This is a genomic window from Paenibacillus sp. FSL H8-0537 (genome assembly GCF_038051995.1).
GTDB lineage: Bacteria > Bacillota > Bacilli > Paenibacillales > Paenibacillaceae > Pristimantibacillus.
Window position 1 is genome coordinate 3,542,431 of sequence record NZ_CP150290.1, and the last position, 16,803, is coordinate 3,559,233.

Annotated in this window: 11 protein-coding genes; all 11 read right to left on the reverse strand. The window is 51.0% G+C overall.

Going from position 1 to position 16,803, the window contains the following annotated elements:
- Positions 1-7: 7 nt before the first annotated feature.
- On the reverse strand, positions 8-838 hold the full coding sequence (gene iolB, locus MHB80_RS14765) for a 5-deoxy-glucuronate isomerase (protein WP_341277717.1): 831 nt from the start codon (positions 836-838) through the stop codon (positions 8-10).
- A gap of 32 nt (positions 839-870) precedes the next feature.
- Positions 871-1,896, reverse strand: coding sequence for an inositol 2-dehydrogenase (gene iolG / locus MHB80_RS14770; RefSeq protein ID WP_341277718.1), 1,026 nt, complete (start codon positions 1,894-1,896; stop codon positions 871-873).
- A 54-nt stretch (positions 1,897-1,950) separates the two neighbouring features.
- Positions 1,951-3,402 (reverse strand): CoA-acylating methylmalonate-semialdehyde dehydrogenase, encoded by a 1,452-nt coding sequence (locus MHB80_RS14775; protein ID WP_341277719.1) that lies wholly within the window; start codon positions 3,400-3,402, stop codon positions 1,951-1,953.
- A gap of 27 nt (positions 3,403-3,429) precedes the next feature.
- Positions 3,430-4,437, reverse strand: a complete 1,008-nt coding sequence (gene iolC / locus MHB80_RS14780) for a 5-dehydro-2-deoxygluconokinase (RefSeq protein WP_341277720.1) — start codon at positions 4,435-4,437, stop codon at positions 3,430-3,432.
- A 42-nt stretch (positions 4,438-4,479) separates the two neighbouring features.
- Complete coding sequence (gene iolE / locus MHB80_RS14785; RefSeq protein ID WP_341277721.1) at positions 4,480-5,382, reverse strand: myo-inosose-2 dehydratase; 903 nt, start codon at positions 5,380-5,382, stop codon at positions 4,480-4,482.
- Positions 5,383-5,423: 41 nt separating this feature from the next.
- Positions 5,424-7,289, reverse strand: coding sequence for a 3D-(3,5/4)-trihydroxycyclohexane-1,2-dione acylhydrolase (decyclizing) (iolD, locus tag MHB80_RS14790; protein ID WP_341277722.1), 1,866 nt, complete (start codon positions 7,287-7,289; stop codon positions 5,424-5,426).
- Between the two features lie 309 nt (positions 7,290-7,598).
- Positions 7,599-9,917: a glycoside hydrolase family 88 protein gene (locus MHB80_RS14795; protein ID WP_341277723.1), complete on the reverse strand. Its 2,319-nt coding sequence runs from the start codon at positions 9,915-9,917 to the stop codon at positions 7,599-7,601.
- A 219-nt stretch (positions 9,918-10,136) separates the two neighbouring features.
- Positions 10,137-12,722, reverse strand: a complete 2,586-nt coding sequence (locus tag MHB80_RS14800) for a glycoside hydrolase family 2 protein (protein WP_341277724.1) — start codon at positions 12,720-12,722, stop codon at positions 10,137-10,139.
- A gap of 128 nt (positions 12,723-12,850) precedes the next feature.
- A complete protein-coding gene (locus tag MHB80_RS14805; protein WP_341277725.1) occupies positions 12,851-14,167 on the reverse strand; it encodes an extracellular solute-binding protein in 1,317 nt (438 codons plus the stop codon).
- A gap of 133 nt (positions 14,168-14,300) precedes the next feature.
- Complete coding sequence (locus MHB80_RS14810; RefSeq protein WP_341277726.1) at positions 14,301-15,506, reverse strand: glycosidase; 1,206 nt, start codon at positions 15,504-15,506, stop codon at positions 14,301-14,303.
- Between the two features lie 41 nt (positions 15,507-15,547).
- Positions 15,548-16,792, reverse strand: coding sequence for an AGE family epimerase/isomerase (locus MHB80_RS14815; RefSeq protein WP_341277727.1), 1,245 nt, complete (start codon positions 16,790-16,792; stop codon positions 15,548-15,550).
- Positions 16,793-16,803 lie beyond the last annotated feature (11 nt).

Sequence of the window (16,803 nt, forward strand, 5' to 3'; positions counted from 1 at the left end):
AAACGACCTAGGCTTTTGTCGTTTCCTCAGCTGGTTTTGTCATAATCCAAGCATGGTCTGGATCATTATGAAATTTCCAAATGCGCGTAGGACCAGCCATAACGTTCAAATAATACACCTCATAGCCCGGAGGCGCACTTACCGGATGGTAGCCTCGCGGTACGAGAACCGCTTCCCCATTGCGAATGACGAGTGTCTCGTCTAGCGAACGGTCATCCGTATATACACGTTGAATGGCGAAGCCCTGCTCAGGCTCTACGCGAAAATAATACGTTTCCTCCAGCAGCGATTCATTCGGCAGCGCATCCTGGTCATGCTTATGCGGCGGGTAGCTGGACCAATGTCCGCTTGGCGTAAAAACTTCAACGACAAGCAGGCTGTCCGCCGGCGCTGTCTCTGGCAAAATGTTATGGATTTGGCGCTCCAGATTGCCATATCCGCGCTGTTCTACACCGACAGCATCCGGGGCAATGAGCCTCGCTTGATGCTGGCCTTGGCCAGGCGCAGAGCAAATGGCGATATCCAGTGCGGTTACGGCTTCAATATGATAAAAATTGTCATTTGGCACATAAACCGAAAACGGCGGGATTTTCTCAAATACGCTCATCCGCTGGCCGATATTGCTCCATTTTTCATTTTGCGTCTGTACATCCGCGCGTCCGCTCAGCAGTACGAGGCACACTTCATTTTCATCCGTGTTCTGCTTAAGCTGCTCGCCCGGCTCCAGATGAACGATGCGAAAACCGACATACTCCCATCCTGCGCTTTGCGGTGTTATGTTCATGAGCTCGCCCTGCTCGCCCGGAGCAGCGCTTGGTTTTACGATTAACTCTGACACTTGCGCACACAACCTTTCCTGGGTCCGTCTACTTACGTCAGTTCATGAAGCTCATTAAGCTTCACAGGTCGCCCTAGCTTCACTGACAGCTTCGCCGCCTTTGCAATTCGCTCGGCTTGCAGCGCATCGTTACCGTCGACCTTTACCTTCTTATCTTGCAGCAGCGCTTCGATAAACAACTCGGTTTCCTCTACATAAGCAGCATTGTAGCGTTCTAGGAAGAAATGCAGCGGCTTATCCCGTACAATACCTTCCGCTGTGCTGATTTCCGCTGTATTCGGGTGATCATTCGTTGCGGCGGCGCTGCCCTTGGAGCCAAATACCTCAACTCGTTGATCGTAGCCATATACGGCCTGACGGCTGTTGTCGATGACGCCAAGCGCCCCGTTTTGAAAGCGCAGTGTCACAATTGCAGTATCGAGATCATCGCATTCGGCGAATACGGGATCAATGAGAACATTGCCTTGCGCAAAAACCTCTTCAACCTCGCTGCCAGCCAAAAATCTTGCCATATCAAAATCGTGAATCATCATGTCCATGAAAATGCCGCCGGATACCTTGATGTAATCCTTATGCGGCGGGTTCGGATCGCGCGACGTAATTTTCACAATATGCGTCTCGCCAATCGTTCCTTGCTCCACATGCTCGCGAATCCGTTTAAAGTTGTGGTCGAAGCGGCGGTTAAATCCGATTTGCAGCTTTACGCCGGCTTTCTGTACCGCTTCTACTGCTTCCTCTGTTTGCGAAAGCGTCATGCTGACTGGTTTTTCGCAAAAAATATGCTTGCCAGCTTGGGCAGCCTGTTTAATGAGCGGTACATGTGTATCTGTTGAAGAACAAATAAAAATGGCGTTGATTTCAGGGTCTGCGATAAGCGCAGCGCTGTCTTTCGTAACGGTAGCGATACCGCGCTCAGCGGCCCAAGCTTCCAGCTCTGCGCTTGCAAACAAATCGCTGATTGCGACAATTTCCACTTGTGGGAGCCTTAGCAAGTTGTCAGCGTGGATTTTTCCGATGCGGCCTGCACCGATAATGCCGATTTTAATTTTTTGTACCATTTTGATCGTTCTCCTTTATGCGATTATCCATTATCTGATTAGCAGACCGTTAAACTACCAACGAGCGGTTACCATTTTTTTACGAGTATAAAATTCGACGCCATCTGTGCCGTTGGCATGCAGATCGCCGTAGAATGATTTTTTCCAACCGGAGAAAGGGAAGAACGCCATTGGGGCTGGAACGCCAAGATTGACTCCGAGCATGCCCGCTTCAATCGTTTCGCGGAATGTGCGGACGTTGCTGCCATCCTTCGTGAAGAGGCAGGCGCCATTTGCAAACTCTGATGCATTCGCAAGCTCAATCGCTTCCTCCAGCGTTTCAACCCGCGCAATCGCCAGCACCGGAGCGAAAATCTCATCTTTCCAGATCGTCATTTCCTTCTGAACGCCATCAAACAAGGTCGGGCCGACAAAATAGCCCTTCGCATCAGCAGCTGCCGCAGCATCTTTGCGTCCATCGCGCAGCAGTTGTGCGCCTTCCTGCTCGCCGATTTCAATATAGCGAAGCGTCCGCTCTTTGTGCGGTCCGCGAATGACCGGACCAAGGAAGACACCTGACTCGAGGCCATTGCCTATCGTCAGAGAATCAGCCGTCTGCAGCAGTTTTTCTACGAGCTTGTCAGCCACATCACCGACAGCTACAACAACTGCGCAGGCCATGCAGCGTTCGCCTGCCGAGCCGAAGGCAGCATTCGTAATTTCTTTAACCGTCAGGTCAAGGTCAGCATCCGGCATGACGATGGAATGATTTTTTGCGCCAGCGAGCGCTTGTACGCGTTTGCCTTCCGCAGTCCCTGTGCGATAAACATACTCTGCTACCGGCTGCGAGCCAACGAACGAAATGCCTTTAACATCAGGATGCTTCAGCAAGCCGTTAACGACATCATGCGCACCATGAACGATGTTGAGCACGCCATCCGGAAGACCTGCTTCCTGAAACAGCTCGGCAAGGCGATTCGCAAGCAGCGGTGTCCGCTCCGACGGCTTAAGCACAAACGTGTTGCCGCAGGCGATCGCAAGCGGGAACATCCAGCACGGCACCATCATCGGGAAGTTAAACGGCGTAATGCCGCCGATGACGCCAATTGGGTAGCGGTACATGCCGGACTCAAGCCCAGTAGCAATATCAGGAAGCTGTTTGCCCATCATCAAGTTAGGCGCGCCAGCCGCGAACTCAACGCATTCAATGCCGCGCAGCACTTCGCCGTAAGCTTCGGCATAGCTTTTGCCGTTTTCTTTTGTTACCAGCTGTGCTAGCTCTTCCCAATGATCAACGAGAAGCTGCTGGTATTTGAACAACACGCGGGCCCGTTTTGGTACAGGCGTACGGCTCCATGAAGCGAATGCTTTCTTCGAATCCGCTACAGCCTGCTCCACATCTTCATTCGAAGATAGCGGCACATAAGCCAGCACCTCTTCTGTCGCCGGATTGTAAACGGCTTCTGTCTGCTGTGATACCGAGGCTACCCATTTTCCGCCAATCCAATTGCTTAATGTTGCTGTCATATCCACTCAATCCTCTCTGTTTTAAAATTAAACGATGATTTCACCGCGGTTGCAGCGGTCAATATAGTCTTGAACCTGGTCGGCGGACGGCATAGCGTCTGAGCAGCTGTGGCTGGAAATAACGATACATGCAGCGGCGCTGCCGAACTCCATGCTTTTCTCAATTGACCAGCCCTGCATGCTGCCGTACAAAAAGCCTGCCGCATACGAATCGCCTGCTCCAAACGTTTTAATGACTTTGGCCGGGAAGCTTTTGGCCCGGTGTGAAGCGCCATCCTTCGTATAAGCGATGGAGCCGTCCTTGCCATGCTTGATAATGACAATTTGTGCGGCATAATTAAACCATTTCGCTGCGGTCACATGATCATCACGCTCCGGATTAGGCTCGAAGGTTTCCATATTGTCAAATTCTTCTCTAGTACCCATAATAATATCGCATTTTTCAGCCGCCAGGTTGTAATAGATGGCCGTTTCCTCCGGCGAATTCCACGTATATGGACGGTAGTCAAGATCGAAGGCAATAACGACGCCATGCTTGCGGGCATAATCAATTGCCAGGAACACGGCTTCGCGTGAAGGGTTTTGTGCCAGCGCCGTACCCGAGATAAGGAGCATTTTGGAATTAGCAATCAGCTCCTCGCTAACCTCCTGCGGCTTAAGCAACAGGTCAGCAACATTGTCGCGATACATCAGAATGCTGCACTCCGACGGGCTTTTAATTTCGGTAAAAGCAAGCCCTGTCACTGCACCGCTGTCATCCGTCACGATGCCCGAAGTGGCAATTTGATTATTTTTCAAATAAGTCGTAATAAAACGGCCCATCTGGTCATCGGCAACCTTGCCAATAAACGATGTTTTCATCCCGAGTCGGGACATGCCAATCGCAATATTCGCCGGAGAGCCTCCAACATATTTCGTAAACGTCATAGTCTCTTCCATCGGGCGATTAATTTCATTCGCATTCAGATCGATGCACAAGCGGCCAATAGCCGTAAAATCCAGCGGCTTCGCTGCGTTATATGTGATATAAGACATCCCTAGGCCCACCTCCAGCAGTTTTTTTAATGTTATAAATACTTAATTCGATTTATTTAATGAAGTTAAATAGCGAATCGCTTCCTTCGCATATTCATACGGATTATGAGTCGCAGGGTCCTGCTCTCCTTCGAGCATCGCCCAGCCGTTATAGCCGCGGGCTGTGAGCTCCTGAAGGACTGGCGCAAAATCAAGGCAGCCGTCACCCGGCACTGTAAATACGCCTTTGCGAATACAGGTGACGAAATCGGCCTGCTCGAAGCGGGCTTCATCGAGTACAGACTGGCGAATATCTTTCAAATGAATATAGGCAATGCGGTCATAGTGCTTATTTAGCACATCCAGCGGGTTCGCTCCACCATAATAGGCATGACCCGTATCGAACAGCAGATGCACATAGGCAGGGTCCGTCAGCTCCATCAGCTTGTCGATTTCCTCCGGCTGCTCAACTACGGTTCCGCCATGGTGATGGTAAGCCAGCTTTAGGCCGTATTCAGCCGCTATTTTCCCAGCAGCGTTAAGGCCTGTCGCAAGTGACTGCCAGCCGGCTTCATCCAGCCGCAGCACTTCCGTCTCATTGGGCGTACGCCGCGGATCAAAATGCAGCGAGCCGCCAACCTCAGCCGTGCTGATCACCTTGCTCCCCATGCTTTGCAGAAACTCGGCATGCTTTCTGTAGCCCTCAAGCTCGGCCTCGCGGTATGCGGGATCGGAGAACAGCACCGACTTCCACTGGGACACGAGCTGAATGCCTCGCTTGCCCAGTTCCTCGCGCAATACGGCAGTGTCAGCCGGGTATTTGCGACCCATTTCCGTTCCGGTCAGCCCCAGCCGCTGAATATCATCCAAAATCTGCTCATAGGTCGTATCCGCCCCATGCTCCCGTACATCCTCGCCCACCCAGTTAATCGGGTGAATGCCGAGTGAAAATGTAAATGGCTTCATCGCTTACCCCAGCTCCTTATTGAAAAAATAGGATCAACCTGCTACAGCTGCTTCGCTTTGCTGAGCTTTGCCTGCATGGCTTCATGTGCCCTCCGCACCTTGTCGCTTTCTGATACAGCAGGAACGCCGACATGCCACCAGGATTCATAGCCGCCGGAGTTCGTTCCCGGCAATACGCTAATTTCAATCAGCGTCGTGTGCTCTTCCTGCTTCGCCTGAAGCAAAGCAACACGCAGCTCCTCCGCATTTGTTGCTTTGTAAGCACTTGCTCCAAGACTGCGGGCATGGGCAGCAAAATCAATGGGCAGCGGCTGACCCGTGTATCTGCCTGTGCTCGCTTCACGATAGCGGAACTCATTGCCGAAGCCATCACTGCCATGCTCGCGCTGCAAGTTATGGATACATTGGAACCCATGATTGTCAAAAAGCAAAATCGTAAACTTGCGCTGCTCCTGCAAGCTCGTCACCAGCTCGGAATGCATCATCAAGTAGCTGCCATCGCCAACCATGGCGTACACCTCGCGCTGCGGCTCGGCGAGTGCCGCTCCGAAAGCGCCGCTAACTTCGTAGCCCATGCAGGAAAAACCATATTCCATATGATACGTTTTCGGCTCGGTCGAGCGCCATAAGCGATGCAAATCGCCAGGCAGGCTTCCGGCAGCGCCAACGACGACGGAAGATGAATCAATCGTTTCATTAATGACGCCGAGTGCCCGAGTTTGGGAGAAGCCGCCTTCATGCTCTTCCTTGTAAAGACGATCAACCTCTGCATCCCATGCCGCTTTGCGCTCTGCCAATTCCGCATCGGTGTAGCTGCTCTTGTAATTCGCTGCTTGCAGCGCATTTTGCAGCGCTTGCAAACCCGTGCGGGCATCGGCAATTACCGCTTCCCCGCCCAGCTTCGCTGCGTCAGCGCCATTTAAGTTAATGTTGATAAACTGCACATCCGGGTTCGCATATGCGGACTTGGAAGCAGTTGTGAAATCCGAGTAGCGCGTGCCGACACCAATGACCAGATCAGCTTGTTTGGCCCATTCGTTCGCTGCCAGCGCACCGGTTACGCCAATAGCTCCCGCATACAGCGGATGGCGCCAATCAAATGCGCTTTTTCCTGCCTGCGTTTCCGTAACCGGAATGCCGAAAGCTTCGGCGAACGCTCGCAGCTCGGAGGTCGCGGACGCATACAAGACGCCGCCCCCTGCTACGATAAGCGGATGCTTGCTCGCTGCAATACGCTCCGCTGCACGGGCTACTGCATCCGCCGCCGGCTCGCGGCGGTCAACATAATGCACGCGTTTTGCGAAGAAGCTCTCTGGATAATCATAGGCTTCCGCCTGTACGTCCTGCGGCAGCGCGAGCGTGACCGCCCCTGTCTCCGCCGGGTCTGTAAGCACGCGCATCGCCTGCAGCGCTGCGGTAATCAGCTGCTCGGGACGAACGATACGGTCCCAGTAACGGCTGACGGCCTTGAAGGAATCCGTAGCTGATAGGGTGTAGTCGCTGCTTACCTCAAGCTGCTGCAGCACAGGATCTGGCTGGCGCGAAGCGAAGTTATCGCCGGGCAGCAGCAGCACCGGAATGCGATTAACGGTCGCTGTTGCCGCTGCCGTTACCATGTTCAGCGCACCTGGGCCAATCGATGTCGTACAAGCATAAATCTGCTTGCGATTACGCTGCTTGGCGAAGGCTGCTGCTGTGTGCACCATGCCCTGCTCATTTTTACCTTGAATAAAGGTTAAGCTTCCTGCGCTTCTTTCCAGCGCCTCGCCCATGCCGGTCACATTGCCATGACCGAAGATGCCGAACACTCCTTCAACGAACTTCGTTTCCTCACCATCAATCGAAATGTATTGCTGATCCAGAAACCGCAGCAGCGCTTGCGCCATCGTCAATCTAATCGTCGTCATATCCATTTCCTCCTATCGTAGATCTATAATCTGAACACTTTCATCAAGTTTATAGCAAGCTTGCAGCAACTATGTTTATGCATTGGATTAAGCGCTTAACTCATCAAAGGAATGGCGCCTAATATTTTAGATTAAGCGCTTCATCCATAGGCTACTACAACATAGAGTCACTGACAAGTTTTTTCTTGAAATATAAGAACTTATAAGTTTCACCCTTATACTCCGCTTATATTTCTCGGACTGAAACGCGCCGCGCCGCCAAAGGACGGCGACAGCCGTTTCACCTTGTAGCCTTGCTTTTTCCACATCTTATTTTGCGTTATCGTCGTTTGTTTGCGTTTGCAAATGCCGCTTCAGCTTGGCGACTTCTGTGCCGGCAAGCATCATAATGCCAATGCCGTGATTGTCGTTGACGACCGTCCGCAAATCCTGATCATAATAATCCGCTGTAAAAGCGTAGCGCGAGCCGCTGCATACGCCGTGAACATTGCCTTGGCGGTCAATAGCGTAGCGCGTCAAACCGTCCCATGCGCGGAACGCCGCATTCATGATAGCGGCTGGCTGCTTCACCCAGCCGAAGCGAACGCCCCGAGCAAAGCCATAGGCAAACATCGCCGTGCAGGAAGCCTCCAAATAAGTATCCGGACGGTTGACTACCTGATGCCACAGCCCCCGCTCCGATTGACGAGCGGCATAACCTTCGCATAGCTCATTAAAGAAGTCCAGCAGCTCATCTCGCAGTTCATGCGCCTGCGGCAAAGCTTCCAGCACTTCGGTCAGTGAAAAAATCGTCCAGCCATTGCCCCGTCCCCAAGGAATGCCTGTCGCCCTGTCATATTTAAAATCATACACATGGGACATCAGCTTCTCCTCTGGCATGAATAAATAGCTTTTGAAGCGCAAAAACTGCTTCGCCGCTTCATCCAGTGCCTCACGATTGCCCGTTAAGCGAGCATAGCGGCAGAGAAATGGCGTACTCATGTACAAATCATCGGCCCACATCGTATTGGCGGCATATTCGCCCTCGCAGGTACGATAAAACGCGCCATCGGGCTTGCGTTCCAGCTTATTCAGCATAAAATCGGCGATGCGCTCGGCAATTGGCTCTAACTCAGCAGAAGCCATTCCTACCCTTGACTCCAGCATAGCCGAGCCGAACGAGCCGCAATTATCGAGCATTTTCATCATGACGAGCTGCTGATTAATGGCTGGGAACCCGTATTGCTCTCGATCCCAGAAGGAATAATCGTACATCTCCGTGCAAGCTTCCACATGCTGAGTCGCATAGCTGACGATATCCGGACGCTCCAGAAAACGTCCCGTTTGCAGCAAGCCGTATATCGTAACGCCAAGCGGATAATCCCACCGCGCATAATTGGATACCGTACCCACTGTCCATTTATTGCTTAGCATAGCATTTTCGTAATAGGGACGTACCCAGGTGTTCGGCCGATCGAGCTGCCAGTAGGTGTTCAATAACTTCCTCTGTGCAGCAGGCTCCGATACCTTGTTAAGAGGATAAAGAAGATCGGTGCGAATAAGCTGCTCCCAAGTAGGGCTAGTCGCTTCCGCTGCAAATGGCCCAACATACAACCATTGTCCTGCTCCAGAGCCATGCACTTGCTGCGGCAAGCTCAAATTGACAGCGCTGCCATCCTTGGCATTTGCAGCCGTCAGCTCGAAGCCCCAAGACTGCTCGCCGCACACACTGCGGGCTACGAAATGATGCTTGCCTGTATCCAGCAAGAGCTCAAATCGGAAAGATCCTGCTGATGTGCTTTCACCTACCTGTTGTCCTCCCAGCCACAAGGTCAGCTCGCCAGAGGACTCGCCTTCCAGCACGACGGCCTGTTTCCCAGGCAGCGGCTGATTTATTGTCGTCCAGGCATAGGCGGCTTTGCCACGCTGCTCTCCGAAAATCCGTTCCAGTTGGCCAAGGCCGCACTCCTCCTCCGTCCATTCGATGACAGGCAGCCAGTCCAGCCCCGATTCCTGCCGCTGTGATCCCAATAAGTCCGGCTGCGCCACTTCCACCCGTTTGCCTGACTCAAGCGCAGCATCAACCGGCTGCGAGAAAATCCATCCTGCTTGCCCGTAACGCTCCTCGAACGGTGCACGGACATTCATAATCCGCACCTTGGCCTCGTCAGAGCCGATTTGACAGCCGAAGCCCGCTGGCGTGCAAGTCATCGACAGCCATAAGCTGTTCCAGCCCTTTGCAAATACTAGACTCAGCTTAACCGTTGCATCCGGGCTGATTTCCTCTATTACATTCGAACGAAAGACTAACTCGCCGTTGAAATATAGCCTTACAGGACCAAGGCAGCGCACGTTAATATCCAAGCTGCGCTCCTCATCGCTCCATACGAGCCCTGCTCCATAGCTCAGCTGCCCAGCTTTGGCCTCTGGAAAGCGTAAAGCCAAATCCAGTTCATACAGCCCTTCTGCATTTTGCAAAACGCCATTTTTGTTAAAAGCGCGGAAAATAAATCCCGCCTGCGGATTCGCACCAACATAACGGTCGGCCAGCAGCTTCAAAATGGCGCTATCTTTGTCGCCAAAACGATGCTGTGCACTTTCCTCTGTTTGAAAATAAATCGACATCGAATGATCACAAATCCTTTCCATGGCGTAGCTTGCTATTGGTTAATCTATGCGACGAAAAAAATGATTAGGTATAGCGCTTAACTTAGTGAAAATGAACCGCGCTTGCGACTGCCAGTCAACTGGCAATCTACATTACGCGGCATTGAAATTTTAACCTTATGCAGACATTATAGCTGAAAGCGCTTCATCTTGTCATCTCTTTTTTAAGTATAGCGTTCCACTTTTAATTTCGATCGTTATTTATGAATTCGCCTGAACAATGAAATCGACCATCGAACGCGCCGTAACGCGGCTATCACTCGTTTCCACGCCCGTGCTTGCGTCTGCATTGAAATCTCCTAGATGATGCGGAATAAACGTTACTGTCTTAACCGTTCCCGGCAGCAAATCAAAGAAATTATCACTAAAGCGGCCTTCACGCTCGCAAGTCAGCCAAACGCCTTTAGCAAGCGTATTCGTCTCCAGCGTCCACTGGGTACAGCCATCGTGCTCGGATTCTGTTATTTTCAGTTCGGCATGGGCTAGCGTGATATCCTTCATTGGCTCAAAATAATGCAGCTCGCTTGACAGAGTACGTCCATCCGATTCATCCAGCAGCTCTGCCAGCAATACGCTTGCTGCGGTGTTGGCAGCTCCAAGCAGTTCGGAGCGCTGAAGCGTCAGCACATTAGCCGCACCGTTTGCGTCTACGCGGACAGGAGCACTTTGCTCTCCCAGCAGCTCGCCGCTAAAGCTGTACAATCGCAGACGCAGCTGGCCTTGTACGGGAACAAGCTGATCGGATACGATGTGGAAGCTGATTTCCCCCTCTTCCTTGCGATCGTTTACCGACAGCAGGCAGTCTGCGAAGCTTCTTGCAGCATAATATTGCAGCGCCTTCCAGCGCCCGTAATAGTCCATGCCCGCCCAGGAGGCTACAGGCCAGCAATCATTCATCTGCCAATACAAGGAGCCCATGCAATACGGCTTGCGGCGGCGATGCGCTTCAATAGCCGTTTTCATCGCTTCCGCCTGCAAAATTTGGCTCATATACAAAAACGCCGGAAAATCCTTCGGCTCGGACATATACATCTCCATATATTGCTTAATGAGACGGTTGCCGGCGCCATTTTTCTGATGGGCAAGCATGACGGTGGATTCCAGCTCCATATCCGCCTCTTCCGCATAGCTGCGAACCGATTTGTACTCGGGGAACGACTGGAAGCCATATTCGCTCATGAAGCGCCCGACATAACGATTATAGTTTTCAAATGGCTCTACATTATGCCACACGCCCCAATAATGAATATCTCCGCTAGTCGAGGACGAATCCGAGTGCTGCGTAAGGTCGCCGGTCAGATCAACCATTGGCGAGGAAGGCCAATAATCGATTCCTACCGTCAAGGACGCTACAGCTTCAGGTAAAATACGATGGAAAATCGCCTCATAGTCTGCCCATAGCTTCGTTTGCTGCTCCTGCGTGAACTCCTTTTTCCAGCCCCAGCCGCCATCTGGAATAAAATGCGACCATGCGGTATCGATCTCATTATTGCCACACCATAAAGCAATCGATGGATGATTGCGCAGCCGTTTAATGTTATCCTCAGCTTCCAGCTGCACGCTGCGAAGGAACGCTTCGTCTCCCGGATACATGCTGCATGCAAACATGAAATCCTGCCACACGAGCAGGCCATACTCATCACAAAGCTCATAAAAGGCTTTTTCCTCGTAAAAGCCCCCGCCCCAGACGCGAAGCATGTTCATATTCGATTGTACGGCGCTTACGATTTCATGTTTATAACGGTCGTAGCCGACTCTCGTCGTGAAGCTGTCATTCGGAATATGATTCGCTCCCTTGGCGAAAACCTGAACGCCATTCAGCTCCATATAAAAGGAAGTGCCAACCTCGCCTTTCTGCCTAACGAGACGGATCGTGCGAAGTCCGGTCGTCACCTTCTGCGAATCATATCGCACCTCGTTATTGCTTTGCCAGCATTCGATCTGGAACGTATACAGCTCTGGATTGCCGAGACCTCTGCACCACCACAGCTGCGGATTTTCAACTTCAAATGGAATTTCAATCGTCTGTTTGCCTGCGGCTAAAGAAGCAGAATGCCCACTAAACATGCCTTTATCGGATGATGCCAGCTTCAGCATGACATCGCATTCGCGTTCGGCTTCCAGCTCAACGACGGCTGTAAGCTTCGCCAGCTCCGCCCCTACCTCATCCTGACGAATATATACATCGGTGATCCTGACATAGGACCAGCCCTCCAAATATACAGGACGCCAAATACCGCTCGTTACGAAGCGCGGACCCCAGTCCCAACCATAATGGTAGGGCGCTTTGCGGGCAAAAATGCTAATTTTCTGATGGTCAAGTCCGCCGACCTCGGATTGATCATTTGGTGCTGGCAGCGCATAACCAAGCTGAGCCAGCTTCGGCAAATCTTCTTTAATTGGCGAGCGGAACAGAACACGCAGCTCATTGTCGCCAGCTGTTACCATGTCCGTGACATCCACTCTCCATGTGCGGAACATATTATCTGCAGCCAGTACATGCGCTCCATTCAAATACACATCCGCATACGTATCAAGCCCCTCGAATACAAGCTCCTGCTTCGCCCCAGCAAGCTGCTCCGGTGAAGGCTGAAAGCTCGATACATATTCCCAGTCTTGTTTGTCCACCCACTGCGCGTCCTTCTCATTTGTTCCATAGAATGGATTTGTCAGCTTGCCATTTTGAATTAAATCCGTATGTACACAGCCTGGCACGACAGCCGGCAGCCATTCTCCTTGATTTTTTTCCTTGAAATTCCAATTCCCAATCATCCATTGCTCTTTCATCGTATCCTCCTGAAAATGAAAAAAGTCAGTTAAACACATGAAACCTTACTCCGGAGACTGAGCCGCCGAAGCAAGGTTGCCATGCATTTTACCGCTAATAAATTTATCGTTAATTCTACTTATTGCTATTAGTAGCCCAAAGCTGTTTTAGCTTCTTTCCATTTTGCATTCAGCTTGTCGAAAGCTGCTTGCAGATCGTCAGCAACCAGATACTCTTGTACATAGTTGCCAGTACCGATGCCGATTTGCGCTTTATTGGCAATTTCATTGAATTTCGGATCTGTTGCTTCGCTTTCCAGCAGTGTTGGGTTAGTTGCTTGGAACTCAGCCAATTGAGCAATTGTCGACTGTGCCGACTTGTCGATTGGCATGAATCCGGATTGCTCTACATAACCGGACTCTTTCACGAAGAAGTTGACCCAAGCTGTCGCAAGCTCTTTGTTTTTGCTGTCTTTGCTTACGCCAACCAAATAATCCGAACCAAGCGGTGCATTGTATTTGCCGCTATTGTCGTATGGAAGCGGGAAGAAGCCAATGTCGTCTGACGATGCGCCAGCGCCTACGATTTGTGGAATGACCCAGTTGCCAAGGAAGTACATAGCCGCTTTACCCGATGCAACCTCGCCTTTCGACATTTCCCAGTTGTTTGTCGACAGATCTTTTTCAACCCAGCCTTTTTCAATGAAAGTACGGCCGATGTTGGCAAGAATACCCCAAGCGTTGTCCACTTTGAATGGTGCTTTATCTGTTACGAGCTTGGATACAAACTGCGGATCGCCCGCAACGTACCATGCAGAGCCGTCACCCCAGTTGCCCATTGGCCATTGTGCGCCATAGTTCATATAAAGCGGAATGATGCCTGCAGCTTTCAGCTTCTCCGCATCCGCATACAGCTCATCAAGCGTAGTTGGAACTTTGTCGATGCCTGCTGCTGCAAAAGCTTTTTTGTTATACACGATCCCTTGCGTATTTACGCCAGTCGACAATCCATAACGTTTGCCATCGAACAGCGACAGGTCAGCGAAAAAAGTATTAGTGAAAAAATCATCCGGCAGCGGTTCAAAATATTTCGGATATTCCGATACGGCAAGTCCAGCTGGAAGCATCAATACGTCGCCCGCTTCGCCCGTTGTTAGGCGAACTTGGATGTCTGTTGCATAGTTGGTCAAGCCTTCAAACTCAATTTCAGCTTTCGGATATTTTTCTTTAAAAGCTGCTGCATATTTATCTAGCGTCCCATCGTTGAGAAAATCGGTACGATGCGTCAAAACTTTAATTTTGCCGCTCAGCTCGCTAGCTGCGCTTGCTTCTGGGCTGGCAGCGGAATCGCTAGGGCTTGCAGAAGCTGCTGGAGCGCTTTCTGCTGGTGCATTATTGCCGCCACAGGCAGCGAGAATGGTAGTCATTAATAAAATTGCGGAAGATAAAGCCAAGCCTTTTTTCATTTTGTTACCCCCTGAGTCATATTTGGTATCGCTTACATCGTAATCATATACGCTCTGAAAACAAAATAATATGACGCTGTTTTGTTTTTATTGTCATGAATTATGCTAACAGCGTCATCTTTTGTTAGTTTGCTTAGCTGCGGCGCAGAAAAGCATATTCCGCCTGCTCCATCAACTCAAGATTGCGGCTGATCAGCTCGGTACGCTGCTCCACGCTTGCGCGGGAACGCAGATGATCCGGCGGCGTTTGCAACACATAATCCACCAGTTGGTCAATGCTCGTTACAGCTGCATGAACCCTTGTATCGGAGGAAGCGTAATAAATGTACACTTTGCCGCCCGGGAGCTGGACGGCGCCATTACAAAATACAACATTAGATACATCGCCTATCCGCTCAATTCCTTCTGGTGCTAGCAAATGTCCACCCGGCGCATACGTAACTTTGCTCGGGTCATTCAGATCCGTCATAAAAGCATACAATACGTAACGCAAGCCTGCCGCTGTATTGCGCACACCGTGAGCAATATGCAGCCAGCCATCAGCCGTCTTGAGCGGTGCTGGCCCCTGTCCATTTTTCACTTCTTTAATCGTATGATAAAGCTTGCAGTCGACGATTGTTTCTTCGGCGATGACAGCCGGATTCATACTCTCCGACAATCCCCAGCCGATACCGCCGCCTGCTCCGGTATTAATGAAACCGTCCTGAGGACGTGTATAAAAAGCATATTTACCATCGACAAATTCAGGATGCAGCACCACATTTCGCTGCTGAGGCGACGGGGAAACAAGATCTGGCAGGCGCTCCCACGTGCGCAAATCCTTCGTGCGGGCAATGCCGCCCTGGGCAACCGCGCTTGACGTATCGCCAGCTGGTGCCTCCGGATCTTTACGCTCGGTGCAGAACAGGCCGTATATCCAGCCGTCCTCATGCTTCACAAGCCGCATATCATACACATTAATATCTGGTTCTTCCGTTTCCGGCAGCAATACCGGATAATCCCAGAAGCGGAAGCCTTCTGCGGGAGAATCACTTTCGGCAACGGCGAAAAAGGATTTGCGATCTGCCCCTTCTACGCGAACCATTAAATAAAACTTGCCACCGAGCTCAATGGCTCCTGGATTGAAAGCGGCATTTACACTGATCCGCTCCATTAAATACGGATTGGTCTCCGGGTCCAAATCATAACGCCAGTATAGAGGCGTGTGCTCATTCGTAATAACGGGATGCTCAAATCTTGCAAATACACCATTTGATTGCTGAACTTGTTTATTAGGCGCATGAAGCAGCTGCTCATGCCGTTCCGATATTGCTTTAAGCTGTTCCAACCATTGATTCATAAGGGCCTCCTAATGATTGATTTCGAATTTATTTATGTTCATTAATTATTAATGCCATTAATCTTAATTCGTTCTAAGCGCTCGATAGCTTCGAAGCAGGCCCGGCTGTTGTGGTACGGGCATTTCCATGTATCGATTTTAGGATAGTTTTCGTCCGCAACACCTTCGCGGGATACTTGCCAGTGCCATTCGCCCGTTTCCTTGTTGGATACGAAAGCCGTAATAAACTGCCAGCTGCTCCACGCCGCATCCAAATACCGCTGCTCCTGCGTCAGCTCATAAGCATTTAGAAAACCAACCATCGCTTCCGCCTGCGGCCACCAATCCTTCGCTGCATCCAGATGTCCGTCTCCATCGGCCTCATTATAAATGCCGCCATCCGCATCTACGCCCTCGGCAAGCGTGGCGTGCGCCATTTGAACAGCTGCTTTTCTTACGCGCTCCTCAAGTGCTTGATCGCCCAGCACTTCAGCCGCTTCCCACAGCAGCCAGCTTCCTTCGATGTCATGGCCGTATGAGATATGACGGGATTTGGAGTTCCATGCATCATCAAAAAACAGCTTAAAATGATGGTTTTGGGGATCAATGATATAATCCAGATGCAGCTCAATAAGCGTCTTCAGCTTGTCGCGAAGCCCCTCCGGCCTCCAAACTCGATACAAATTCGTATAAGCTTCCAGCACATGCAAATGCGTATTCATCGATTTCCGCTCATTGAGATCCTTGCCGCTGAGACTCAAATCGTCCGTTTCCTGCCAGTTTTGCGCCAGCGCTTCAATATAGCCAAGATGAACCGGATCAAAGGCATGCTTTTCCAGCAATCTGTAGATTTCCTCTGCCCACGGCAGCACGTCCTGCTTGCCAGTAGCCCGTACATATTCTGCTAATGCATAAATAACAAATGCCTGCCCATACACTTGCTTTTTCGTCTGAACCGGCTGTCCATCCTTATCAACCATCCAGTACAAACCGCCATGTTCCTGATCGTGAAAATGTTCCCGCAGCGCATCCAGAGCCCGCTCTGCCATTTCCAAATATGGCGCTTCCTTATAAGTGCGGTACGCCGACGAGAAAGACCATAAAATCCGCGCATTCAGCACGAGGCCCTTATCTGCATCTTCCGAAACAGCGCCATCGCTTGCCATATAGCCAATAAATCCGCCATTTTTCTCATCTACCGCATGCTTCATCCAGAAGCCAAGAATTTGTTCGCGCACTTCCTCTGTCAGCGAATTTTGCCACTCGGCGATATCCAGCATATTTTGCGTTCCTGTCACGTTGCTCATTTTTCTTTCGC

Bases quoted from the DNA above. Each gene is read 5' to 3' on its own strand.
- MHB80_RS14810 (WP_341277726.1), bottom strand. From the start codon at position 15,506: ATGAATCAATGGTTGGAACAGCTTAAAGCAATATCGGAACGGCATGAG.
- MHB80_RS14775 (WP_341277719.1), bottom strand. From the start codon at position 3,402: ATGACAGCAACATTAAGCAATTGGATTGGCGGAAAATGGGTAGCCTCG.
- iolG (WP_341277718.1), bottom strand. From the start codon at position 1,896: ATGGTACAAAAAATTAAAATCGGCATTATCGGTGCAGGCCGCATCGGA.
- MHB80_RS14800 (WP_341277724.1), bottom strand. From the start codon at position 12,722: ATGAAAGAGCAATGGATGATTGGGAATTGGAATTTCAAGGAAAAAAAT.
- iolC (WP_341277720.1), bottom strand. From the start codon at position 4,437: ATGTCTTATATCACATATAACGCAGCGAAGCCGCTGGATTTTACGGCT.
- MHB80_RS14795 (WP_341277723.1), bottom strand. From the start codon at position 9,917: ATGGAAAGGATTTGTGATCATTCGATGTCGATTTATTTTCAAACAGAG.
- MHB80_RS14805 (WP_341277725.1), bottom strand. From the start codon at position 14,167: ATGAAAAAAGGCTTGGCTTTATCTTCCGCAATTTTATTAATGACTACC.
- MHB80_RS14815 (WP_341277727.1), bottom strand. From the start codon at position 16,792: ATGAGCAACGTGACAGGAACGCAAAATATGCTGGATATCGCCGAGTGG.
- iolE (WP_341277721.1), bottom strand. From the start codon at position 5,382: ATGAAGCCATTTACATTTTCACTCGGCATTCACCCGATTAACTGGGTG.
- iolD (WP_341277722.1), bottom strand. From the start codon at position 7,289: ATGACGACGATTAGATTGACGATGGCGCAAGCGCTGCTGCGGTTTCTG.